23 protein-coding genes and 1 riboswitch are annotated in these 21,740 nt (G+C 44.2%); of the genes, 14 read left to right on the top strand and 9 right to left on the bottom strand.

Features of this window, described 5'->3' with window-relative positions:
- Nucleotides 1–119 precede the first annotated feature (119 nt).
- The 3 genes from MHZ95_RS16415 (at nt 120) to MHZ95_RS16405 (ending at nt 2,446) form a co-directional block, all read left to right on the top strand.
- The gene (locus MHZ95_RS16415) at nt 120–950 is read left to right on the top strand and encodes an amino acid ABC transporter substrate-binding protein (RefSeq protein WP_239391867.1); all 831 of its coding nucleotides are present in this window, start codon (nt 120–122) and stop codon (nt 948–950) included.
- A 74-nt stretch (nt 951–1,024) separates the two neighbouring features.
- Nucleotides 1,025–1,684 (top strand): amino acid ABC transporter permease, encoded by a 660-nt coding sequence (locus MHZ95_RS16410; protein WP_239391866.1) that lies wholly within the window; start codon nt 1,025–1,027, stop codon nt 1,682–1,684.
- A 15-nt stretch (nt 1,685–1,699) separates the two neighbouring features.
- Nucleotides 1,700–2,446 (top strand): amino acid ABC transporter ATP-binding protein, encoded by a 747-nt coding sequence (locus MHZ95_RS16405; protein ID WP_370643091.1) that lies wholly within the window; start codon nt 1,700–1,702, stop codon nt 2,444–2,446.
- 140 nt (nt 2,447–2,586) lie between these two features.
- Here MHZ95_RS16405 and MHZ95_RS16400 read toward each other — a convergent pair whose 3' ends face one another.
- Entirely contained in the window at nt 2,587–3,753 is a 1,167-nt protein-coding gene (locus MHZ95_RS16400; protein WP_239391865.1) for an acyl-CoA dehydrogenase family protein, read from the bottom strand.
- Between the two features lie 293 nt (nt 3,754–4,046).
- Between MHZ95_RS16400 and MHZ95_RS16395 the strand changes: the two genes are divergently transcribed.
- Together MHZ95_RS16395 and MHZ95_RS16390 are read left to right on the top strand one after the other, a co-directional pair.
- The gene (locus tag MHZ95_RS16395; RefSeq protein WP_239391864.1) at nt 4,047–5,246 is read left to right on the top strand and encodes a DUF2812 domain-containing protein; all 1,200 of its coding nucleotides are present in this window, start codon (nt 4,047–4,049) and stop codon (nt 5,244–5,246) included.
- A gap of 119 nt (nt 5,247–5,365) precedes the next feature.
- Nucleotides 5,366–6,034, top strand: a complete 669-nt coding sequence (locus tag MHZ95_RS16390; RefSeq protein ID WP_239391863.1) for an RluA family pseudouridine synthase — start codon at nt 5,366–5,368, stop codon at nt 6,032–6,034.
- 92 nt (nt 6,035–6,126) lie between these two features.
- On the opposite strand, the gene MHZ95_RS16385 is transcribed toward MHZ95_RS16390, so the two are convergent.
- Nucleotides 6,127–7,050 (bottom strand): S66 peptidase family protein, encoded by a 924-nt coding sequence (locus MHZ95_RS16385; RefSeq protein WP_239391862.1) that lies wholly within the window; start codon nt 7,048–7,050, stop codon nt 6,127–6,129.
- Between the two features lie 204 nt (nt 7,051–7,254).
- On the opposite strand from MHZ95_RS16385, the gene MHZ95_RS16380 reads away from it, so the two are divergent.
- From MHZ95_RS16380 to MHZ95_RS16360, 5 genes are all read left to right on the top strand, one after another.
- Nucleotides 7,255–8,469: a carboxylate--amine ligase gene (locus MHZ95_RS16380; protein WP_239391861.1), complete on the top strand. Its 1,215-nt coding sequence runs from the start codon at nt 7,255–7,257 to the stop codon at nt 8,467–8,469.
- Between the two features lie 339 nt (nt 8,470–8,808).
- The gene (locus MHZ95_RS16375) at nt 8,809–9,657 is read left to right on the top strand and encodes a glycerophosphodiester phosphodiesterase (RefSeq protein ID WP_239391860.1); all 849 of its coding nucleotides are present in this window, start codon (nt 8,809–8,811) and stop codon (nt 9,655–9,657) included.
- Between the two features lie 26 nt (nt 9,658–9,683).
- Complete coding sequence (locus tag MHZ95_RS16370; protein ID WP_239391859.1) at nt 9,684–9,905, top strand: Fur-regulated basic protein FbpA; 222 nt, start codon at nt 9,684–9,686, stop codon at nt 9,903–9,905.
- Between the two features lie 105 nt (nt 9,906–10,010).
- Entirely contained in the window at nt 10,011–11,462 is a 1,452-nt protein-coding gene (locus MHZ95_RS16365; RefSeq protein ID WP_239391858.1) for an amidase family protein, read from the top strand.
- A 658-nt stretch (nt 11,463–12,120) separates the two neighbouring features.
- Nucleotides 12,121–13,263, top strand: a complete 1,143-nt coding sequence (locus MHZ95_RS16360; protein WP_239391965.1) for a DEAD/DEAH box helicase — start codon at nt 12,121–12,123, stop codon at nt 13,261–13,263.
- Nucleotides 13,264–13,417: 154 nt separating this feature from the next.
- Here MHZ95_RS16360 and map read toward each other — a convergent pair whose 3' ends face one another.
- The 3 genes from map to MHZ95_RS16345 form a co-directional block, all read right to left on the bottom strand.
- Nucleotides 13,418–14,164, bottom strand: a complete 747-nt coding sequence (gene map / locus MHZ95_RS16355) for a type I methionyl aminopeptidase (protein WP_239391857.1) — start codon at nt 14,162–14,164, stop codon at nt 13,418–13,420.
- 106 nt (nt 14,165–14,270) lie between these two features.
- Entirely contained in the window at nt 14,271–14,387 is a 117-nt protein-coding gene (locus tag MHZ95_RS16350) for a hypothetical protein (protein ID WP_239391856.1), read from the bottom strand.
- A 63-nt stretch (nt 14,388–14,450) separates the two neighbouring features.
- Entirely contained in the window at nt 14,451–14,798 is a 348-nt protein-coding gene (locus MHZ95_RS16345; protein WP_239391855.1) for a magnetosome magnetite crystal formation protein family, read from the bottom strand.
- A gap of 103 nt (nt 14,799–14,901) precedes the next feature.
- A riboswitch (TPP riboswitch) is annotated at nt 14,902–15,003 on the top strand.
- 113 nt (nt 15,004–15,116) lie between these two features.
- On the opposite strand from MHZ95_RS16345, the gene thiT reads away from it, so the two are divergent.
- A complete protein-coding gene (thiT, locus tag MHZ95_RS16340; protein ID WP_239391854.1) occupies nt 15,117–15,674 on the top strand; it encodes an energy-coupled thiamine transporter ThiT in 558 nt (185 codons plus the stop codon).
- 38 nt (nt 15,675–15,712) lie between these two features.
- Here thiT and MHZ95_RS16335 read toward each other — a convergent pair whose 3' ends face one another.
- On the bottom strand, nt 15,713–16,447 hold the full coding sequence (locus MHZ95_RS16335) for a tryptophan-rich sensory protein (protein ID WP_239391853.1): 735 nt from the start codon (nt 16,445–16,447) through the stop codon (nt 15,713–15,715).
- A 331-nt stretch (nt 16,448–16,778) separates the two neighbouring features.
- Between MHZ95_RS16335 and MHZ95_RS16330 the strand changes: the two genes are divergently transcribed.
- A complete protein-coding gene (locus tag MHZ95_RS16330; RefSeq protein ID WP_239391852.1) occupies nt 16,779–17,324 on the top strand; it encodes a GNAT family N-acetyltransferase in 546 nt (181 codons plus the stop codon).
- 135 nt (nt 17,325–17,459) lie between these two features.
- On the opposite strand, the gene MHZ95_RS16325 is transcribed toward MHZ95_RS16330, so the two are convergent.
- Nucleotides 17,460–18,038: a beta-class carbonic anhydrase gene (locus MHZ95_RS16325; protein ID WP_239391851.1), complete on the bottom strand. Its 579-nt coding sequence runs from the start codon at nt 18,036–18,038 to the stop codon at nt 17,460–17,462.
- A 331-nt stretch (nt 18,039–18,369) separates the two neighbouring features.
- Nucleotides 18,370–19,602: an aminopeptidase gene (locus MHZ95_RS16320; RefSeq protein ID WP_239391850.1), complete on the bottom strand. Its 1,233-nt coding sequence runs from the start codon at nt 19,600–19,602 to the stop codon at nt 18,370–18,372.
- Between the two features lie 184 nt (nt 19,603–19,786).
- On the opposite strand from MHZ95_RS16320, the gene motA reads away from it, so the two are divergent.
- Both motA and motB read left to right on the top strand, forming a co-directional pair.
- Nucleotides 19,787–20,602, top strand: coding sequence for a flagellar motor stator protein MotA (gene motA / locus MHZ95_RS16315; RefSeq protein ID WP_239391849.1), 816 nt, complete (start codon nt 19,787–19,789; stop codon nt 20,600–20,602).
- Entirely contained in the window at nt 20,586–21,344 is a 759-nt protein-coding gene (motB, locus tag MHZ95_RS16310) for a flagellar motor protein MotB (RefSeq protein ID WP_239391848.1), read from the top strand. Before motA ends, motB begins: the two co-directional genes overlap by 17 nt.
- Nucleotides 21,345–21,436: 92 nt before the next feature.
- Here motB and MHZ95_RS16305 read toward each other — a convergent pair whose 3' ends face one another.
- Entirely contained in the window at nt 21,437–21,658 is a 222-nt protein-coding gene (locus tag MHZ95_RS16305; protein WP_239391847.1) for a DUF1128 domain-containing protein, read from the bottom strand.
- Between the last annotated feature and the right edge of the window lie 82 nt (nt 21,659–21,740).

Below are 21,740 nucleotides of genomic sequence, written 5' to 3'. Positions count from 1 at the left end.
CAATCCTATCCAAAAGACATTTAGGGGTTTTCAATTTGGTATAATCGTGCTATAGTATTAATGCGTTAGCACGCTAAAGTATTAAAGCTTTTGAAGAATTGAAAGGGGATAGGGATACAATGAAACGTTTCGCAACGATTTTCCTCATGATGGCTGCGCTAGTCGCACTTCTAGTAGGATGCGGTACATCAGGGGAACAGAATAATAATGCAACAACAGATGAAGAAAATAACAATGCATCTACTGATAATACAGATAGCAAAACAGAAGTGGTCATCGGGATCGATGATAAATTTGCACCGATGGGATTCCGGGACGAAAACAACGAAATTGTCGGTTTTGACATTGATTTAGCTAGTGCAGCCGCTGAAAAGATGGGAATGACAGCTAAATTCCAACCAATCGATTGGAAAACGAAAGAAACCGAGTTGAGCAGTGGGCGGATTGATTTGATTTGGAACGGATATACGATTACAGACGAGCGTAAAGAAAAAGTACTTTTCACGAAGCCTTACTTAAGTAACGCTCAAGTCGTTGCCACTTTGGCTGATTCAGAAATTGCGAGTCTTGATGATTTAGAGGGCAAAGTAGTCGGACTGCAAGCACTTTCTTCGGCAGCGGATGCGCTAAGCGCCAATCCAGTCGAATCAAAAATTAAAACGATCACGGAGTTTGCTGATAATGTCCTTGCGCTAACAGACTTGAAAACCGGTCGTCTTGATGCGGTTGTCATTGATGAAGTGGTCATCGATTATTACATGTCCAAAGAAGAAGGCACTTTTAAAGTGTTGGATGAATCATTGGCACCTGAAGAATACGGTGTTGGTGTGAAAAAAGGCAATGAAGAATTGCTGGAGAAACTTCAAGCAGCACTTGATGAAATGAACGAAGATGGTACAGCTGCTGAAATTTCTACAAAATGGTTTGGCGAAGACAAGGTGTTAAAATAAGTAGACTGAACAAATAGGTGACAAAACAGGATTTCACTTGTGAAACCCTGTTTTGTTTTTGGAGGAATCCTTTCATGTCTTTAGATTATATTATTTCTATACTTAAACCGATGTTGGAAGGGGCACAAATAACAGTCCTCCTGTTTATCATTGCGATTATTGCATCGATTCCGCTTGGTTTTGTGCTGACGCTTGCTGTCAGAAGCAAATTCAAACCGTTATCCTGGTTGGCCAACGCTTATATTTACTTGATGCGCGGCACACCGCTCTTATTGCAATTGCTCGTTATCGTTTTCGGGTTGCCTTTACTTCCTGTCGTCGGAGAATATCTGGTGTTAGACCGATTTGTGGCGGCTTGTATCGGCTTTATCTTGAATTATGCCGCGTATTTCGCAGAAATTTTCCGTGGTGGCTTGTTGGCGATCGATAAAGGACAATATGAAGCGGCACAAGTGCTTGGCTTAAATCGTTGGCAAACGATGACACGGGTCGTTTTGCCGCAAATGTTCCGCATTGCACTGCCTGCAGTCGCGAATGAGTCCGTGACATTGGTCAAGGATACGGCGCTACTCTATGCCGTGGCTGTTCCGGAGCTGTTGCATTTTGCGCAAACGGCAGTCAACCGTGATTTTACAATTGTCCCATTCTTTTTCGCTGGGATCATTTATTTACTAATCACGCTTGTCATGACCTTCTTCTTTAAGTGGCTTGAACGGCGATTCAAATTTGACTAAGAAGGAGTGGGGAACGTGGCAATCATTGAAGTATCCGAACTGAAAAAATCATTTGGCGATCTTGAAGTGCTGAAACAAATTACATTTGACGTTCAAAAAAACGATGTAGTGGCGGTCATTGGTCCATCCGGATCCGGAAAAAGTACGATGCTCCGTAGCCTTGTCCATCTAGAGGAAATCAACGGGGGGAGCATCCGGATATCCGGGGACTATCTCGTCAAGGACGGTGTCTATCCAAAGCCTCAGGAGATCAAGCAAGTGACATCCAGAATGGGCATGGTGTTCCAACACTTTGAACTCTTCCCTCACTTGACGGTCAAAGAAAACTTGGAATTGGCGCCTAAAATGACGAAGCGAGAGCCAACTGATGCGATACGACGTCGAAGTGCAGAGCTGCTGGAAAAAGTCGGGCTGTCGGATAAAGCGAATGTTTATCCATCGAAGCTTTCCGGAGGTCAAAAGCAACGGGTAGCGATTGCACGCGCGCTGATGATGAACCCGGAAATCCTCTTGTTCGACGAGCCGACATCCGCCTTGGACCCTGAATTGACAGGGGAAGTATTAGCCGTGATGAAGGACCTGGCTGAAGAACATATGACGATGATCGTGGTGACACATGAAATGGGCTTCGCCCAAGAAGTCGCCAACCGGGTCATCTTCATGGACAAAGGGGAAATCGTCGAATCGGGCAATCCAGTCGAAGTATTGACCAATCCACAACACGAACGGACGAAAGCGTTTTTGAATCGGAATTTAAAATAACCAAAAGCGAAGGACGTCTGGCGCCCGGAGTCTAGACGGAAATAACCATATCGAAAAAAGTGCCATGTTTCAGAATCCTTTTCATAGGATCCGATCCATGGCACTTTTTTCGGCTATAAACAATAGTAGACTGTCGTCGTTTATTTGCTGTTAGACTTTTCTTCCTCAATTGCAGCGGAGGCCAGCCTTTTGATGGTCATGTCATCCATTGGGGGATTATGCAAGCCCGCTCGAACGTCGCGGTAGTATCTTTGCAATGGATTGCCGCGTTGGAGACTTTTGGCGCCGACGATCCGCATCGCTTTGTCGACAATTGTGATGGCGGAGTTGGTTACGGTATGTTTGACGACTGCGACTTCATTGGTGAGCTGGGCTCTCCGGGATTCATCGTCATACATTTCTGCAACACTATAGATGAGATGCCTCGCCTGTATGAGCGCCAAGTCGATTTCGCCTAGTAATTGTTGGACATTCGGCAATTGGCTAATCGGTCCGTTCAGGCTGTTTGGTGTATGCGTATTGGCAAAATGGACGGCATAATCCCGCGCGGCTTGGGCAACTCCGAGATAGCAGGCAGGGATATGTAGAAGCCATCCACTAAAAGCTGTACCACGTGGTTTGTCAGGAAGTTCAACAAGTTTGGAAGCATCCACTGTCACTTGGTCCAGAACAAGGTCATGGCTCGCTGTTCCTCGCATTGAAACGACGTCCCATGTTTCATCGATCGATAACCCATCCAAATCCTTATGCAATAGGAAGAAACCGATTTTCTGCTGATCCTCGACCCATGCGGAGGTCAGGAAATAAGTGAGGGCAGGAGAAGCGGTCGTGAAGGTTTTCCGGCCTGTCAGCACCCAGGAGTCTCCCTTTTTCACCGCAGTTGTACCAGGCCGGCCGCCTCGTGTCGGGCTCCCTGTTTGTGCCTCGCTAGCGGAGCGGTTGACCAAGGCGCCATTTAACACTTCTTTGGCGAAAAAATCCAAGTTTTCATCCGTCCATAATTTCTTTTCAAAAAGCTCACCGATGACGCCGAAATTCCAGCCGATGGAAAGAGCTGTGTTGGCGTCAAAACGGGCAAGCGTCTCTTGAAAAAGGACCATTTCATACACTTGTAAACCTGCCCCACCATATGCAGTTGGCAACGCCACACTTGTATAGCCCATATCCACTAGCGTTTGGATATTGTCCATTGGAAAAAGGGCGTCCTCATCAATTCTTGCGGATGACTGTGGAAAAGCTGCTCCTTTTTCACGTAGTTTTTCCAGCCAAGATTTTTGAACCTCTGTTTTGACAAATAAATCGATCATACAACTCACCTCATATTAGAATCATTTCTAACAAGTTATGTAATACAATTCGAATCTACTTAATCGGAATAATATACAAATGAAAAGTCTGTTTCTATTACTTCGTTATTGCCCTCACTTTAGGCGATGCTATCCACTTTGTCAAGATTCGCATGCATCGAGTTTTAAGTGAAATATTTACGAATATAGGAGATTCATATAAAAAGAATTGACAACCTACTTTACCTCCCTCACGATGGTAGAGGAAGTTTCCAGCATAAAGGATTGGAAAGCATTGAAAGAAGGTGCTTCAAATGGCGAACATAAAACGTAAAATGCTGCTGAATGATTTTTGGCGCATTGGAGAATATGAAAGTTGGTTTGCCGATATGGCGAAGGATGGTTGGCATTTACAAAAAGTCGGCAAGCTTTTTGCATATTTTCAACAAGGCGAACCATTAGACACACGATACAGGATTGCTACGTCATCTAATAAGAATATGTCATCGGAGGAAAAGCTAGAGTACAAGGAAGCTGGTTGGAACCATATTACACGCTTCGGCGAATTCAATGTGTTTGCTTCACCTGTTAAATGTCAGGCACCCGAGCTCTATGCGAATCCCTCGGAACAAGCCGAGACATTAAGAAGTAATTATAAAAAAATGCGGCTAAGTGTCATCCTCATATCCGTGTTGTTGTTGCTATCCATTATATTCTATTCAATGCTCTGGTCCAATGAGCAGACACCGATGCTAGAACTCGTTGAGGGGGATGCAATTTCGCAAATCACTCTATTGTTCATCCAACTGATTTTTATCCTAGTTACGACCCGGTCAATGGTTCTGATCCGTAAAACGAAAAAAAGGCTGTTGGAAGGGAAGGAGATTGACTATCATGTCCCTTGGAGGAAATCACGTACCATCAATCTAGCGATTATCACTTTGACAGCTATGATAACTGTACCGTTAGCCTCGCTGATTTGGATACAAGTGCTGAATCAGGAGACGGTGAATTTGCCAATGAAACATACAGAGCTTCCGCTTGTAGCGCTTGCAGCTATTGAACAGACATCCCATTTGGAACGCGATGAGCAGGCGGATGACCGGCAATTTGACTGGAATAATCATTACACAAAGAAAACCAGTTTTTTCGCGCCTCAACAATACGAATCCACGGAACAGGGAATTGTCACTGAGGAAGAATGGGCAGATGGCAGTGGTCCCTATTCTCCAAGCATTTACATACAGGCATACAAAGTACGCTTCTCCTTTATGGCGAAGCATCTGATGAATGACTTGTTATTTAACTATGATAGACGAGATTACAGGGATGAACATTTTACAGTGTTGGACCGCAAAGGCTTCGATGCCCTTACCATCCGTGAAATCGATGAATTAAAAGAAATCTTTGCCGTAAAAGGAAAAGGCGTCATCTATGTACGTTACTTGGGTCATGCAGATATGGAGCGCCTATTGGCAAGTGTGGAAGAGAAAATGACTTTCATTGATCGATAAATAAATGTTCTCCTTCAAGTTTTTGAAGGAGATTTTCTGTAACAGTTATCAATCATCCTATGGGCACCCCGTCATTCATAGACGTAAGAATACTACAATACAAAAGGAGTCATTTACATATGAAAATCCCTATATTATTCGAAGATAATCATTTATTAGTCGTTGAAAAGCCTGTCAATATCCCCGTGCAAGAAGATGATAGCCGGGATCGTGATATGCTTTCGATTTTAAAAGAAGATATAAAAATCCGTTATCAGAAGCCTGGAAACGTCTATTTAGGGCTTGTTCATCGATTGGATCGGCCCGTCGGCGGCGTCATGGTATTTGCCAAAACGTCCAAAGCCGCTTCCCGCTTATCGGATGTCCTGCGCAAAAGGGAAATGGACAGGACGTATTTGGCAGTCGTGAGAGGGACACCTGAAAAGAAGAAGGGTTTATTGGAGCATTATCTCTACAAAGATACGAAGAAAAATAAAGTGCATACAGTGCCAGCCAATCATGCGCAAGCTAAAAAAGCGGTGCTTGAATATGAGGTGATACGCAGTTCGGAACAGTTGAGCCTTCTATCCGTCCGCCTTCACACCGGTCGCTCCCACCAAATCCGTGTTCAACTTTCCGCATCCGGATGGCCGCTCTATGGCGATCAAAAATATGGCCAGCATGTGAATCAGCCGGGACAGCAAATCGCCTTATGGGCGCATACGCTTGCATTTCCGCATCCGACAACGAAAGAGCCTGTGAAAATCCACTCACAACCGCCCAACGAATATCCATGGAATCTTTTCTGAGTTGATTCAACAAATGTTTTTGTACTGAACGTGCCTTAACTTCTCCAAAAACGCAGAAATACGTCAAATCGAACCCTTCGCTGTTCGACTTATCATGGGCTGACGACAGTCTCCGTTACAGTGAGCGTTTGATTGAACGTATTCATATTTAACGTCGCACCAATCGGAATCGTTGCTTTATAGATACCGTGTGCGGTGGCAAGATTCGTCATGAGCGGTTTTCCTAAAGGGACCAGAAATTCTCGGATGACGTCTTCGTACGTTTTTCCATAAGCCGCCACACAATTTGTACATTCGCCCATGATGATCCCGCTACAAACCTCAAACTTTTTCGCTAAATAGAGGTGGTTCAAATATCTATAAACGGTATTGATCGGTTCGTGGGTTTCTTCCAAGACGATGATTTTGTCTTCTGTATTGATTTCAAAAGAGGTGCCTAATGACCCGACAAACGACGTGAGATTGCCACCGACTACCTGGCCTGTCACATTTCCTTGAACCAAACTGATAAGCGGCATGCCAGGTGGATTTCGGATTTCCCAAGGAGCGGTTACCGTGGAAGTCGCTGTGAAAAACTGATTGAAGTTATACGGTGGCGTCTGTGCATTGAAATCGAGCAGGAGAAGGCTTTGAAACGTAATCAGATCTGCATACTCATAAAGTGTATTCAGTAAAATGGTGATATCGCTATAACCGGAAACGATTTTAGGATTCGCAGCGATAATGGAAAAGTCGAGGAAGGGAAGGATACTGGCAACGCCGACACCTCCTCTTGTCGGTAAAATCCATTTTACCTCCTTATTTTGAAACATCTTCATCAAATCCGATGCCATTTGCTGAGGCGTCGCAGCAAGAAAGCCATTCGCCGCATAGACATGTTCACCAACAAGAACGTTATAGCCCATATTACGTAAAGTGGCGATTCCTTCATTGATTCGGCTTGCCGCCAAAGGACTGCCCAATGTCACAATTCCGACCGTATCCCCCGGCAGTAAACGAGGTGGTTTCGTGGCCATGTTTTACAGCTCCTTTCACTTATGCTCCATTGTATGGAGAAAAGGAAAACCTCATTCACTAATAAAGAAGACCTTTGAAAGCTTGTCGATCAGATAGGAGTCTAGGAAATCGCACCTATCTTCCGGGAGGCATTGCTCCGCTTTCTTGACAATGAAAAAGCGGTACCCTACACTTAGCAGTAGTAAAAACAGTTGGAGGACCAAATGACAAATCATCCATTCATCCCTATCATTGTGGGAACAGATATGAACGCCTATAATATGGCTATTTCATTCCACGAACAGTATGGGATCAAACCAATATTAGTCGGAAAAGAACCATTATCCTTTACCACTTTAAGCAGCATCACCGAAACAATAGAATTGAACCCCAATCTACCGGACAAGCAAGTATTTGTCAGCTTTTTAAAAGAGATTGCAGAAAAGTACGCACAGTCTGGGAAAAAGATGTTGTTAATCGGGACGAACGATCTTTACGTCCGGATGATTATTGAAAATGCAGACGCGTTAAAAAGCCATTACGTCTTCAATTATATTTCTGAAGAGCTCATGAACAATCTGCTAGTCAAATCGAACTTCTATAAGCTATGTGCGGAACATGGCATTGATACACCCGCAACCTATTATTATTCGTGCAAGGATGACCAGCCGTTCATGGAAGAAGTCATGTTCCCGGTCATCATCAAGCCGAGTAACGGTGTCATGTATTATAAAAACCCATTCCCGGGAATGCAAAAAGTGTATAAAGTTGATTCGTATGAAGAAATTCACAAAGTCATCGACACAATCAAAGCGAGCGGCTATCAAGAAGAATTGATCATTCAAGATTTCATACCGGGTGACGATACATATATGTGGGATTCCGTATTCTATATGAATAGCCATGGAAAAGCAGAACTCATTACATTTGCTCAAGTTGTATTGCAAGAGCATACCGTTACTGCCATCGGGAATTATACAGCACTGATCACAAGGTATAATGAAGAGATGATGATGAAGCTGAAAGGGTTCCTTGAAGCGGTAAATTATGTCGGCTATGCCAACTTCGATTTGAAATATGACGAACGGGACGGGAAATTCAAAGTATTTGAAGTGAATATCCGTCAAGGCAGATCCAGCTATTACATTACATCTTGCGGACATAATATGGCGAAGTACTTTGTGGATGACCTCGTATATGGCGAACAAAAACCACTCACCTTGTTGAACGAGAAATTCCTATTCACCGTCGTTCCAAAAATCGTGTTGAAGAAATTCGTCAACAATCCTGAAGTCCTTCGGGATGTGAAAGCATTGTTACGAGCGGGCAAATACGGCAATCCATTATTCTACAAAAAAGATCGCCACTTCAAACGCAAGTTCTATTTATTCGCACGTCAAATCAATTACTATCGCAAATATAAAAATAATCAATGGTAAAAATCAATTACGCCTCGGCGTAATTGCGTCCAGATTTTGAATTGAGCAGAGCTCAATTAACTCCTCTCAAAATCTGCGACATCCGCGGGCCTACAGGATGTAGGTCATGCAGTCGTTGCGACAGGACGTCGCGAACTTAGACTGCCTTCCATTATTCGTTCGGCGGATGTTTTTTCCGCTGAATGAAGATAAAATTCCTCTATGTGTGTTGCATAGGGGAATTTTGTCTTGCTATCAATAGTATGGTAGACATACTATAGAAGTAAGAAATTTTATTCACATAATTATTGAAAAACTTACCGAAAAAAGTTTCGCATAAAGAATTGAGGGGTTTTACAAATGGGGGAGTGGAGAACGAAAGGGTATTGGCTATGGATTGGACTAGTGGGGACTTGTCTGGTCTTGCTTGTCGGGTTCAATGGACAACGGCTGCAACAAGTTGAACTGAATGGAATTATGAGTATCGCACATCGTGGGGCTTCCAGTTATGCGCCTGAAAATACACGATCCGCTTTTCGGAAAGGGTTAGATCTTGGAGCGGATTTTCTGGAATGTGATGTGCATCTATCTAAAGATGGCGTGCTGATCATCATACATGATGAGACAGTGGATCGGACAACGGACGGTAAAGGATTTATCAAGGATATGACGCTTGAAGAATTGAAAAGACTAGATGCGGGGCGCAAGTTCGGTGATGCCTTTGAAGGGGAAAAAATCATTACTTTGGACGAATTTCTCGATGAATTTTACGGGAAAATTGGACTGATCATTGAAATCAAGAAACCGAAACTGTATCCAGGAATCGAGGAGCAGGTCGTTACGTTATTGGAGAAATATGATGACTTGAGCAATATTATCATCCAATCATTCGATGTAGAATCGATGAGGAAGATGCATGTTCTTCTTCCGGATGTTCAAATTGCGGTCCTCATGAAACCGAGTGCCCTTTTACTATCCACGAAGAGAATTGAGGATTTGACATCTTTCGCCACTTACATAAATTTCAACATCTCGTATACAAATAAATGGCTTGTGGATCAAGTTCATAAGTATGATGGGAAAGTCCTCGTTTGGTCCAAAAAAGATCATTTGCTCATTGCGAAGGCCTATCAATACGGGGTGGATGGCATCATTACGGATTTTTCGAAATGGCCGGCAAATGATCCGAATCTCCTTGTCCAAGAATGATACCTTCGATGCAAATAGGCTAGAACATGTTTGGAACCATGGAATACGGGAAAAATAGTTCATGGATTCAGCAGCAAGGAGGTTCTTCATTCATCATGAAAAAGCAAGAAGAAACACCAATGGAAGTCAAAAAGGAAAAAATCATTCAGAAACTTGTCAATAAAGGGGTCTATAAGCTTGAAGGGAAACAGCTCTATGAACTCCCTCTCTATTCTCTCATGAAAGCTTATACGATAAGGATGGAGTAGGTGGAACGAATACCGGTGTGGGATAAGCCCTTCACCGGTATTTTTTGTCTTATTGGAAGAAAAATGAGGTACACTAACAGAGAGAATCATGGCGGGGGGATGGCAATGCTAGATGGAAGACTGAAGCGATTACGGGAAGAATGGTTAGACGAAGCAACCATTCTCGATATGCAAAATAAAATGGAAACGGGCGAGTTGACCGCGGAAGAACTAGTATCCATGTATTTGGCGACGATTTCCGAACGCAATCAAAACGTCAACGCCGTACTGGAACTGAATCCGCAAGCCTTGCAAATGGCCAAGGCACTCGATGTGGAACGTCGTGAACAAGGCATCCGGTCGTTTTTACATGGCATCCCGATTTTATTAAAAGATAATATGGGCACGGCAGATCAAATGCATACGAGCTGTGGCTCACTTGCGTTAAAGGATTTTTATGCCGAGGAAGATGCTTTTCTCGTCAAGAAATTACGCGCGGTGGGTGCCGTAATTTTGGGGAAAACGAATATGACGGAATGGGCGAATTTCATGTCTGAACATATGACGAATGGCTGGAGTTCTAGAGGGGGACAAGTGAATCATCCGTATGGACTGTTCGACGTTGGGGGATCAAGCTCCGGCGCGGGTGTGGCGGTTGCGATGAATATGGCTGCGCTTGCGATCGGCACGGAAACAACGGGCTCCATTTTAAATCCATCCGCCCAGAACTCCATCGTCGGTATTAAACCGACTGTCGGGACGATTAGCCGTTCTGGGATCATTCCCCTTTCATATACACAAGATACACCGGGACCGATGGCGCGTACCGTGGAAGATGCCGCCCTGGCATTTGGTATGTTGATCGGTTATGACAGCGCCGATCCGGTGACGGAAGTGGCATCCGAGCTGGAGGATATCAATTGGCTGGCAACGCTCGACAAACAAGCCTTGAAAGGAGTTCGACTCGGCGTCGCCAGATCGATCTTTGAAAAGGAAGCGCCGACGGAACGAATCGAACTTTTTAATAGGGCGCTTGAACAATTGCAAGAGGTTGGTGCAATCATCGTAGACCCGATCGACTTGGGTGTGATGGAAAATGATCTAGGCTACAGCGTATTGCTCTATGAATTTAAATCAGCGTTAAATGCCTATTTAGGGAAAACGCCGATGACCAATCCGATCCGTACGTTGTCAGACGTCATTGCGTTTAACAATGCCCATCCGGAAGAAACGTTGAAATATGGGCAGGTCATGTTGGAAAGAGTGAACAGGATAAGCGGAAACTTGACGGAACGAGCTTATATCGAAGCGCTATTGCGGAACCGCTATTTAGCTGGCACACTCGCTCTCGGCGAAGCCTTGGACAAGCATGACGTAAGTGCCCTCGTGTTTCCCCAAGACCATGGCTGCAGCTTTGGCGCAGCAGCAGGGTATCCTTCCGTCACCGTGCCTGCTGCCTATTCCAAAGCCGGCGAACCATTCGGCATCACGTTCTCAGGAAAAGCATTCACAGAGCCACAGTTAATCGGCTATGCCTACGCATTCGAACAACACGTCAAAGCAAGAAAGAAACCTTAAATCTTACGCGCGCGAGGGAGGGTTCATAATCTCTCGCGCTTAAATTGTTTTCCAAGTGCTTAAAGATAGCTCCTCGCGCTCAAAGAGTGATTCAAGTGATCAAAGACCTGCCCCCGCGCTCAAAGCGTGATTCAAATGATCAAAGATAGCTCCTCGCGCTCAAAGAGTGATTCAAGTGATCAAAGATAGCTTCTCGCGCTCAAAGAGTGATTCAAGTGATCAAAGATAGCTTCTCGCGCTCAAAGAGTGATTCAAGTGATCAAAGATAGCTCCTCGCGCTCAAAGAGTGATTCAAGTGATTAAAGATTGCCCCCGCGCTCAAAGAGTGATTCAAGTGATCAAAGATAGCTCCTCGCGCTTAAAGAGTGATTCAAGTGATCAAAGATTGCTTCTCACGCTCAAAGAGTGATTCAAGTGATCAAAGTTCTGCCCCCGCGCTCAAAGCGCCCTCCAAGTGATCAAAGATTGCCTCTCGCGCTCAAAGTGCTTTCCAAGTGATCAAAGAACTTCCCCCCGCGCCCAAAGCGTCCCTCAAGCGCTCAAAACACTCCTCCCACGCCCAGACTCCCATCCAATTTGATTCAGTTTAGTCTGAAATGACGTGTAATGAAGCGGCTTATGCTAAAATAGAGGCAACTGAGTGAAAGTGGGGATGACAATGTCCTTTGTGGAAAAGATGGACGATGTGTTTAGAAAAAAGTGGAAATTTGAGCAGGAGATGCCGATCCAAACGAAGATGATTCCGGAAATGTTGGCCGGAAAAGATATCGTTGCGGAATCGCCGACTGGTTCCGGGAAGACATTGGCCTATGTATTGCCGATTTTACAGTTGGTGGATGGGGATAAAAAGCAGACGCAAGCGCTCATTATGACGCCTTCCCAAGAGCTTTCCATGCAAATCGTCAATGTGATCCGAGAGTGGGTGGAAGGAACATCCATCACGGTGACACAACTAATTGGCGGCGCTAATATGCAACGGCAAATTGAACGGTTGAAAAAGAAGCCGACGATCGTTGTCGGGACTCCCGGTAGACTCGCGGAGCTGGTCAACTCGAAAAAATTGAAAATGCATGATATCCGGCAGGTTGTACTGGATGAAGGGGATCAGCTCTTGTCACGCGAGCATCGGGTCATCGTCAAAAATTTGATAGAAGCAGCGAATCCAGACAGACAAGTGACAGTTGTTTCCGCCACCATCACGGAGGAGATCGAAATTGTTGCGAAAAGGTTAATGATTGATCCAATCCGCATTCAGGTGATGCAGGAAGAGTTACCGAAATCCGGTAAAGTGGTCCATTCTTACGTGAAGACAGAAGTACGGGATAAAACGGATCTTCTACGAGGTCTTTCACATTTGGAAGGGATTCGTGCATTAGCATTCATCAACAATGTTGATCAGCTTCGCATGAAGGAAATGAAATTACAGTATAACGAAGCGCCGGTAGCCGTTCTTTATTCGGATATGAAGAAGTTTGAACGTCAACAGACGTTGGAAGCCTTCCGCAAAGGAGAGTCCCGAATTCTGATTGCTACTGATTTAGCGGCTCGTGGACTCGATATCGAAGGGTTGACGCATGTCATTCATGTGGACGTGCCTCATACAATCGAACAGTATTTACACCGTTCAGGAAGAACCGGACGAGCGGGGAATGACGGTGAAGTGCTCACTTTATTGTCCTATGCAGAAGAACGCGATTACCGCAAGCTGACAAAGGGCATGAAACCGGTCCAAAAAATGTGGTACAAAGGCAAGCTGATGGAAGGGAACTCAAAAACGGTCGCCAAACAGAAGCGGAAATAAAAAGACTGTCCTGGAATCCGAGTGAATCGGATTTCTAGGGCAGTCTTTTTTAAAGGTGTAAGGTCATGAATCGCCAATAACACCAGTTCATGCGCCAATAAATGCCGGATGAACGCCAATAACTCATTCAAGAAAGATGATTCTTACCGTGCGATCAGATTTCCGTCAAGATGATCGGCTCGCCTTTTGTCACGATGATCGTATGTTCAATTTGTGCAACATGGGAATTATCGGGGGTGATAAATGTCCAACCGTCGCCGGATTCGATGATATGCTCGGCTTTTTCGGAGATGAACGGCTCAACAGCAAGGACCATCCCTTCTTTTAACAGCGTTTTATCCCAAGCATCATAATAATTTAAAATATGTTGGGGCTCTTCGTGTAAAGATGTTCCGATTCCGTGGCCTGTTAAGTTTTTAATGACTGCGAGACCGTGACTTTTCGCTTCACGTTCGACCGCTTTTCCGATTTGGTTCAAGCTGGAACCGGCTTTCACTTTGGTCATGGCACGATCGAATGCGCTTTTCGCAACATCGCATAATTGTTGTTTTTTAGGGTCTGGTGTACCAACGACGAACGAAATGCCTGTATCGGCAAAATAACCGCCATGTGACCCAGAGACGTCGATGTTCACGAGGTCGCCGTCTTTGATGACGCGGGAGCCCGGGATACCGTGTGCGACTTCATTGTTGACGCTAATGCACGTATAGCCCGGAAAATCGTATTGGTCGATAGGAGCGGAAACGGCATCTTTCTCTTCAAAAAGCCGTCCGGCAAGTTCATCGATTTCTTTCGTTGTAATTCCAGGGACTGTCGCCTCTTTCAAAGCTTCCCGAATTTCCGCCACAATTTTACCGATCTTTTGTAAAGCTTGGATTTCCTGCTCAGTTTTTGCAATCATAAATGCACAAATCCTTTCTTCCGTTCATTCTTTTTCATACCATACTATATCATAATGAAGGCAAAAAAAAGCCTGCAAACATTTTAGTGCGTTTGCAGGTTTTTTGTCATTTTCGGGAAACTGCCTTTCTGCTTCCTTTTTTTTCCTCCATCACTTTCCGAACGATCGGATAAACGATAGGTGCTAATTTAATGGCTGTTTTCACTACTTTACCCAATTTCATTGTATTCCTCTCCTATGACAAGCATTTGTTGATTTTTTCCCTATAAGTTTCGGGAGTAAACATTCATTTTACAAGTTTGACACCTTGAATGATGTTCCAAACGACGATCACTAGGAAAAGGAGACCGTAGATGAGCGTGAATAGAACGGGTGCCCATTGCCAAAAATTGAATCGGTTATTGTGCAGAAGCAATTCATCCATCGGGGATGCCATCGATAACATGGAAAAAGTATAAATGATGAAACCGGTGATAAGCAGGATGACAGGAACAAGATGAGACACGAGCGAACGTTTTGCATGGTGTTTCACTTCTCGATCGTCGGTAATGAAGTACACAATCCCGGGAAGTAAAAAAGGGGCAAAAAAGACACTGAAATAACATAAGGCCGCTAATAGTTTATGGTTCGTCAATATAATCCCTCCAGTTGGCACTGACGCTATTGGAAACGGAACGTCTACTATTCATCTTGATTATATAGAGGCAGTCTTATACAATGAGACTGTAATTGAATATTGGAACCACAAGGGGTGCCGAGTTGGCTGAGATTGGACGGGATGTCCTGACCCTTCGAACCTGTAAGATCATTCTTGCGTAGGGATGTGGATGGAAACAGACATGATCGATGTCCCGTTCTATCCGGGAGATCGTTTTTTTATTTTTTAGAAATACTTAAATGCTTGTATTTTTCCACTATCACATTCCTGCCAAAACAGTAGGGAGGAAGTTATATGGATCGTCAAAAACTTCAGCTATTGCTAGAAGTGGCGATTTTAGGTGCAGTATCATTTGTGCTTGATAAAATCGGCTTTTCGTTGCCGCAGGGAGGATCGATTACGCTGTCGATGCTACCGATTGTCGTCATGGCATTTCGCTGGGGGATGGTTGGTGGAATGTTGACAGGGTTTGTAAGCGGCCTATTACAATTGGCGATGGGCGGCTATGTATTCAATGCGATCCAAGCGGCTCTTGATTATTTTGTTGCCTATACGCTCGTGGGTGTTGCAGCTGTTACACTCGGTTGGCTGTTTTATAGTAAGGAAAATGGCCATAAAGGCTCGATGGTAACTGCAATTGTTATCGGTACAGTGATCGGTGGGGCACTTCGTTATTTGATCCATTTTATTGGCGGGATGGTATTCTTCGGATCCTACGCTCCAGAAGGGCAGCCCGTATGGATTTATTCACTTGTGTATAACGGAAGTTATATGGTTCCTGCCACTATATTAACAGCCATTATCGCCTCATTATTATTTACCTCAGCGCCGCGTCTGTTGGAGCGTAAATGAAAAAACGCCGTTCTCCCACTTGGAGGAACGGCGTTTTTTTATAACTGCTTGCTTTTCGCTTTTCTTACGAGGAAGCAACCGGTTCCGATCACAGCTGTTAGGAAAAGGGCGGCGGCTGAAACAAATAACTCATTTATTCCATTTTTCACAGCAATACCAATAAATGCCCACATGAAAACAAGGTTCAAGGCGATATCAGCATGATGATAAAGGAAATGGAGTGCAATAGCGGTCGCGAATGTCAAGTAAAGGACCGTCCACAACGGATCGCTTAAGCCCCAGCCAGACCATTCATGCAAAGTGAGGATATAGCTGATGTTCGCAATGGTAGCCACAAAAATCCATCCTAGGTAGACCGCAATTGGTAATCTTCCCAAAAATTGTTGATCCTTTTTCGGATACGTAAAGTAAAGCGCAAGAAGTGTTAGCAGAAGACTTATCATAATGACAATTGTCCAATCGAAATAACGGAAATGCCATAATAGGATCCAAGCGATATTGAACAGACAACTGATGCTGAATAATATCCCTCTAAGATTAAGTGCCACTCGATTGGCATCGTCCCGGTTTCGATTAAAACCAACTAACCAGCAGGCCAGTAATACGTAAATAACAGCCCAAATGATAAAGACATATCCAGCAGGGATGAAAAGCACTGGCAATTGGTTAGCGATTTCACCGGTGGTTCTACCGTTGAGTGGCAGTATATTTGCTACTGCATTCATAAGTACGACTGCAATGAGAGAAAGGGTCATGACGATCATTCTAAACATATTCAAATCCTCCTATTGAATAGTATACAGAGGAAAGATGATGAAGGCGAAAGAAAATATGAAGTTTCCGTCACAATTGCATTATTTCGTCTGTAGAATATTCATGCTATACTGGATATATGTTTTCGGAAAATTTGGAACTGTGTTAAAGGAATGGCAAGCTCGATGAAGGGTCGTTGACATTTCCTTGCTTAGGCAAAGAGAATATCCATCATGGCAGATCAGTCGGCACGCGAATGCGGAAGATTTTACTTGGTTGGTCATCGCAGGATATGATGGAATAGTAATTGGGAAGTTATGAGAATTTATTGCGCAAAAGGGTGAATGGACATTGATTTTGCTTGAAGGACAAACATGTTATTTACGCATCTTAACAGAAGATGATGCAGCGATCTTTACGGAAATGCTAACTGCCAATAAAGAGTATTGGTCTATTTTTGAGCCGCGTCATGACAATAGTTATTTCACGGTAGCTGTTCAAAGGGAAAAAATCAGAGAATCGCTCTATCAAATGAGGGACCGGCGGGAATATAATTTCGGTGTTTTTGACTCGGCAACGAGCCGGTTAATCGGACATATTTCACTTTACAGCATTAAAAGATTGCCCTTTTCGAGTGGATTTATCGGGTATTCGATTGATGAACGGGAAATAGGGAGGGGACTGGCGACAGAAGTGGTTCGCCTTGTAACGAAGTTCGCAATCGAAAAAGTGTCCTTACATAGGGTAGAGGCCTATGTCTCACCGCGCAATACGGGGTCGGTAAAAGTGCTGGAAAAAGCCGGTTATACGCAAGAAGGATTATTGCGGAAACTCTTGTATATCAATGGTGTGTGGGAAGATCATTATCTCTATACCATGTTGGAGGATGAATATTGAAAGGGTAAGGCCGCATGGCGGAAACTTACTGCAAAAATAAGAAGCCGGTTCCTCTGAAAGGGGAATCGGCTTCTGTCTAGACTTCGAGCGTCTGGCGCCCTACGCTTTTCTTTTGTCTATTTCCCGGGAAATATGTCAATGCATTATTTCCTCTTTTGCATAGCCATCGACAATGATATCCAGTTTGCCGGTATCCGGATGCACGACCAGCCCATGAATCGGTACGTTTCGATCCATTAACGGGTGATTTTGAACCGCATCGACACTCGCTTTGACGCTTTTTGTGACATCATTAAAGCCATGAAGCCACTGTCTCATATCGACACCGGAATATTTTAGCGTTTTAAACAGGCTCTTATCAATTCCGCGGTCCACCATTTTTCCAATGATCGACTCCGTGTCGATGGAACTCATCCCACAATCATGGTGGCCGACAATATAGACCTCGTCAGCTTGGAGTTCGTAAATTGCGATAAGAATACTTCTCATGATCCCGCCAAAAGGATGCGTGACAACGGCTCCGGCACTTTTAATAATTTTAGCGTCCCCATTCTTCAGATTCATCGCTTTGGGCAATAACTCGGTCAATCTCGTATCCATGCACGTCACGATGACGATACGCTTATTAGGAAATTTTGTTGTCGCATACTGTTCATACTCTTTTTCGTTTACAAAGTTTTCATTGAACGTAAGAATTTCAGATAAGATTGTCATAGACTCTCTCCTATCATCAAATATTTTCCACTTATCATACAGGAAGATAAGGAAAAAGAAAAGAGTTGCCAATCGGCAACTCTTAGAACTTATTCTCTGGTTTTGGATCAATTCTTACCGAGTCGGCAGTAGGAAGAGCTTTTGCTAGGTAATGCATGATAAATCCGCCTACCAAACCAAGGCATACTGTATATCCAATGACTGTCGAAAACATTAAGCCCATGTTTAAGACCCCTCTCTCCAATGGTTGTTTGATACTGTCTCTATTATACAGCATCCAACCTTATTATTTAAGAGGAACTTGAAATGTTTTTATTAATTGTGACATATCTTAGAATGCCCAGTTGCCATTACGGAAGATCGGCTCTGTAGAACCGTCATCTAGTATACCGTCAATATCCATTTCGGCAGAACCGATCATGAAGTCGACATGTGTAATACTTTGATTGAGCCCACGTTGTTCCAATTCCTCGCGGGACATCTTTTTCCCGCCTTCGATGCAAAATGCATAAGCACTCCCGAGAGCAAGATGATTGGAGGCGTTTTCGTCAAATAGCGTATTGTAGAACAGTAGTCCAGATTGGGAAATCGGTGACGTATGTGGAACGAGCGCGACTTCGCCTAAGTATTTTGCCCCCTCATCCGTATCGATCAACTGTTGCAACACTTCTTCTCCTTGTTCGGCAGATACGTCAATAACACGTCCGCCTTGGAAGGTTATCTTGAAGTGATCGATGATATTCCCGCCGTAGCTTAACGGTTTCGTACTGGAGACGACTCCATCGACCCCTGTCTTCAAAGGCACAGTAAATACTTCTTCGGTTGGCATATTTGCCATAAATGCATGCCCTTTTTCGTTGACACTTCCCGCACCACACCATAAATGCCCTTCCGGTAATTCGATCGTAAGGTCGGTACCAGGCGCCGTGTAATGGAGTTTACGATAACGCTTCTGATTTAAATAATCGACTTTTTCATGCAATCGATTGTCGTGTTCAATCCATTCTTGTACGGGGTTTTCCTGATCTGCACGGACCGATTGGAAAATGGCGTTCCAAAGAGCCGGTACACGCTCTTCAACCGGAAGTTCGGGAAATACTTTTGCGGCCCAAGCGTCGGATGGAGCGGCAATGACGGTCCAGCTGATTTTATCGGATTGTACATATTGGCGATATTTATCAAGTGCTTGTCCGGAAGCTTTTTGGAAGTCCGCGATACGTGATGGGTCGATTCCTTTTAATAAGTCAGGACTTTGAGAAATGATACTCATAAATGCTGCACCTTTTTCCGCTAGTTGTTCGCGTTCCATCACTTTCCATTGTGGGAACTCGGCAAACGAATCAGAAGGTGCTTTTTCATAGCGGAGACGAGTCACGACATCATCGATCCAGTCTACAAATACTTGGCGTGCACCGGCATCATACGCTTTTTCCGTGACAAGGCGGACAAACTCCACCGTTTCCGTGGATGCGCTGATGTACAGATATTGATTGGGTTGAATATTCACCCCTACTTGCACAGCGAGATCTGCATAGTGGGCGATCTGTTGTTCGAAAGTGGACATAAAGCATTGCTCCTTTCCTAATCCTCTTCATAGTAACAATTTAAGCTCCATGGGTGCAATGTAGAACCGATTAGGGATATGCCTAATTTGAAAAATAACAGCGGTTTATTACAATGGAGCATCTAAAGAATTTGAGATAAATGCCGAAATAAGAAGAAGTATGGAATATTTGGAGGTTCAACCTATGGATTTATCAACAGTGTTCGGGCTTGTTCTTGGGTTTGTCGCTCTTTTTGTAGGAATGGCCATGAAGGGAGTCACACCAGATAACCTGTTAAACTTTGCAGCGATTCTGATTATCATTGTCGGGACAGTTGCAGCTGTCGTCATCGCTTTTCCGATGAGCGAGTTGAAGCGTGTCCCAAAACTTTTTGGCGTTTTATTTAAAGAGCAGAAACTGGCGGCTGATTCCGACATTATCCGCATGTTTTCCAATTGGGCGGATATTGCAAGACGTGAAGGGCTATTGTCACTGGAAGCAAAGGCAGATGAAATCGAAGACCCATTTTTGAAAAATGGGCTTGGTTTAGCAATTGATGGACAAAATGCAGATTATATCCGGGATGTTTTAACAGAGGAAGTCGAAGCGATGGAAGAGCGTCACTCGGCTGGATCGCAGATTTTTTCACAAGCCGGGACGTATGCTCCAACGTTGGGCGTTCTCGGTGCGGTCGTTGGTCTCGTTGCGGCCCTCAAGGATATGAATGATATCAATGCTTTAGGAACGGCTATTTCCGCAGCATTCATTGCAACACTCCTTGGGATCTTCACAGGATACGTGCTTTGGCACCCATTTGCCAATAAATTAAAACGGAAATCCAATGAGGAAGTCAGACAGAAAAAAATGATGATTGAAGGAATTCTTTCTGTCCTGGAAGGGGAAGCGCCACGTGTGATTGAACAGAAACTGTCATCCTATCTATCTGTAGAAGAGCGACGAAAACTTGCTGTGAAAAACAGGGATGATAAGGAGGCGGGACAGCTTGCCGAAGAGACGTAAGCGCAAAAAGGAAGATCATGAAGTGAATGAATCCTGGCTGTTACCGTATGCGGACCTCCTCACTTTGTTGCTAGCGGTGTTCATTGTGCTGTTTGCATCGAGCTCGCTTGATGAGGCGAAATTTAGTCAAATTTCGTCTGTCTTCAGCGAAATTTTCGAGGGAGGCCATGGTGTTATGGATAATGCGTCTCCGACAGCCGTTCCTGTTCCAAAAGATTCGGTTGGAACAGAGAGTGAAAACTCGTCGTTTTTAGAGGACCGTCGTTCGTTAGGTGAAATCCAAGATCGGGTGGATGAATATATAGCAGTGCATGAGTTGGAAAACCAGTTTGAAACGAAGTTGACTGACGAAGGATTGCTCATTACGATTCGGGATAGTATTCTTTTCAATACAGGGAGTGCAGAGATTGCCCCACAATATGAAAGTTTTGCATCGGATATTGCGGAACTATTAAAATTCGACCCGCCACGTCAAGTTGTAGTGACGGGCCATACGGATAATATTCCAATTCACACTGCCCAATTCGCTTCCAACTGGGAGCTGAGCGTCAAGCGTGCTGTGAATTTTCTAACGATCCTTGTCGATAACGAAGGGATCGATCCGTTATTGTTCAGTGCGAAAGGATACGGAGAATTCCAGCCGATCGCATCCAATGATACAGCAGAAGGCCGGAGTAAAAACCGGCGCGTAGAAGTGTTGGTCCAACCGCTTGTACTAGAAGACGGCAGAGCATTCGAATGAAATCCATTTTAGGCAAATAAAAAGATTCACGGGAGTCGATTCCGTGAATCTTTTTATGTAGATACCAGTCAATTCGTTGAACACTGGCGCTGTTAATTTCTGAGTGAGCCGAGTTCTGCGACGATCGCTTGCATCTCATTTGGTGTGATCGTTTCACGTTTCATCACCATATTGTACATATAGTGCAGGTCTTCGTATTGCGATGTATTGAAATTTTCTGCTTTTAATGCATCTACGTTGACCATGCGGAGTTTTTCTTTGATCTGCTCAATCATGTAGGTGACATTTTCCGGTGTAGGGTTAGATAGATCCATGAGTCTTATCCGCCTTTCGTTAGCATCGGACTTTATCCCGCATTAACGGGCAGTAAGACTCCCACCTCAAGAGTTAAGTAAA

This window comes from Sporosarcina sp. ACRSM, from assembly GCF_022346545.1.
Taxonomy (GTDB): domain Bacteria; phylum Bacillota; class Bacilli; order Bacillales_A; family Planococcaceae; genus Sporosarcina.
Note: the sequence above shows the minus strand (reverse complement) of the source record. Positions and strands in the feature narration are given on the sequence as shown.

Bases quoted from the DNA above. Each gene is read 5' to 3' on its own strand.
- MHZ95_RS16415 (WP_239391867.1), top strand. From the start codon at position 120: ATGAAACGTTTCGCAACGATTTTCCTCATGATGGCTGCGCTAGTCGCA.
- MHZ95_RS16410 (WP_239391866.1), top strand. From the start codon at position 1,025: ATGTCTTTAGATTATATTATTTCTATACTTAAACCGATGTTGGAAGGG.
- MHZ95_RS16400 (WP_239391865.1), bottom strand. From the start codon at position 3,753: ATGATCGATTTATTTGTCAAAACAGAGGTTCAAAAATCTTGGCTGGAA.
- MHZ95_RS16395 (WP_239391864.1), top strand. From the start codon at position 4,047: ATGGCGAACATAAAACGTAAAATGCTGCTGAATGATTTTTGGCGCATT.
- MHZ95_RS16390 (WP_239391863.1), top strand. From the start codon at position 5,366: ATGAAAATCCCTATATTATTCGAAGATAATCATTTATTAGTCGTTGAA.
- MHZ95_RS16385 (WP_239391862.1), bottom strand. From the start codon at position 7,050: ATGGCCACGAAACCACCTCGTTTACTGCCGGGGGATACGGTCGGAATT.
- MHZ95_RS16380 (WP_239391861.1), top strand. From the start codon at position 7,255: ATGACAAATCATCCATTCATCCCTATCATTGTGGGAACAGATATGAAC.
- MHZ95_RS16375 (WP_239391860.1), top strand. From the start codon at position 8,809: ATGGGGGAGTGGAGAACGAAAGGGTATTGGCTATGGATTGGACTAGTG.
- MHZ95_RS16370 (WP_239391859.1), top strand. From the start codon at position 9,684: ATGTTTGGAACCATGGAATACGGGAAAAATAGTTCATGGATTCAGCAG.
- MHZ95_RS16365 (WP_239391858.1), top strand. From the start codon at position 10,011: ATGCTAGATGGAAGACTGAAGCGATTACGGGAAGAATGGTTAGACGAA.
- MHZ95_RS16360 (WP_239391965.1), top strand. From the start codon at position 12,121: ATGTCCTTTGTGGAAAAGATGGACGATGTGTTTAGAAAAAAGTGGAAA.
- map (WP_239391857.1), bottom strand. From the start codon at position 14,164: ATGATTGCAAAAACTGAGCAGGAAATCCAAGCTTTACAAAAGATCGGT.
- MHZ95_RS16350 (WP_239391856.1), bottom strand. From the start codon at position 14,387: ATGAAATTGGGTAAAGTAGTGAAAACAGCCATTAAATTAGCACCTATC.
- thiT (WP_239391854.1), top strand. From the start codon at position 15,117: ATGGATCGTCAAAAACTTCAGCTATTGCTAGAAGTGGCGATTTTAGGT.
- MHZ95_RS16335 (WP_239391853.1), bottom strand. From the start codon at position 16,447: ATGTTTAGAATGATCGTCATGACCCTTTCTCTCATTGCAGTCGTACTT.
- MHZ95_RS16325 (WP_239391851.1), bottom strand. From the start codon at position 18,038: ATGACAATCTTATCTGAAATTCTTACGTTCAATGAAAACTTTGTAAAC.
- MHZ95_RS16320 (WP_239391850.1), bottom strand. From the start codon at position 19,602: ATGTCCACTTTCGAACAACAGATCGCCCACTATGCAGATCTCGCTGTG.
- motA (WP_239391849.1), top strand. From the start codon at position 19,787: ATGGATTTATCAACAGTGTTCGGGCTTGTTCTTGGGTTTGTCGCTCTT.
- MHZ95_RS16305 (WP_239391847.1), bottom strand. From the start codon at position 21,658: ATGGATCTATCTAACCCTACACCGGAAAATGTCACCTACATGATTGAG.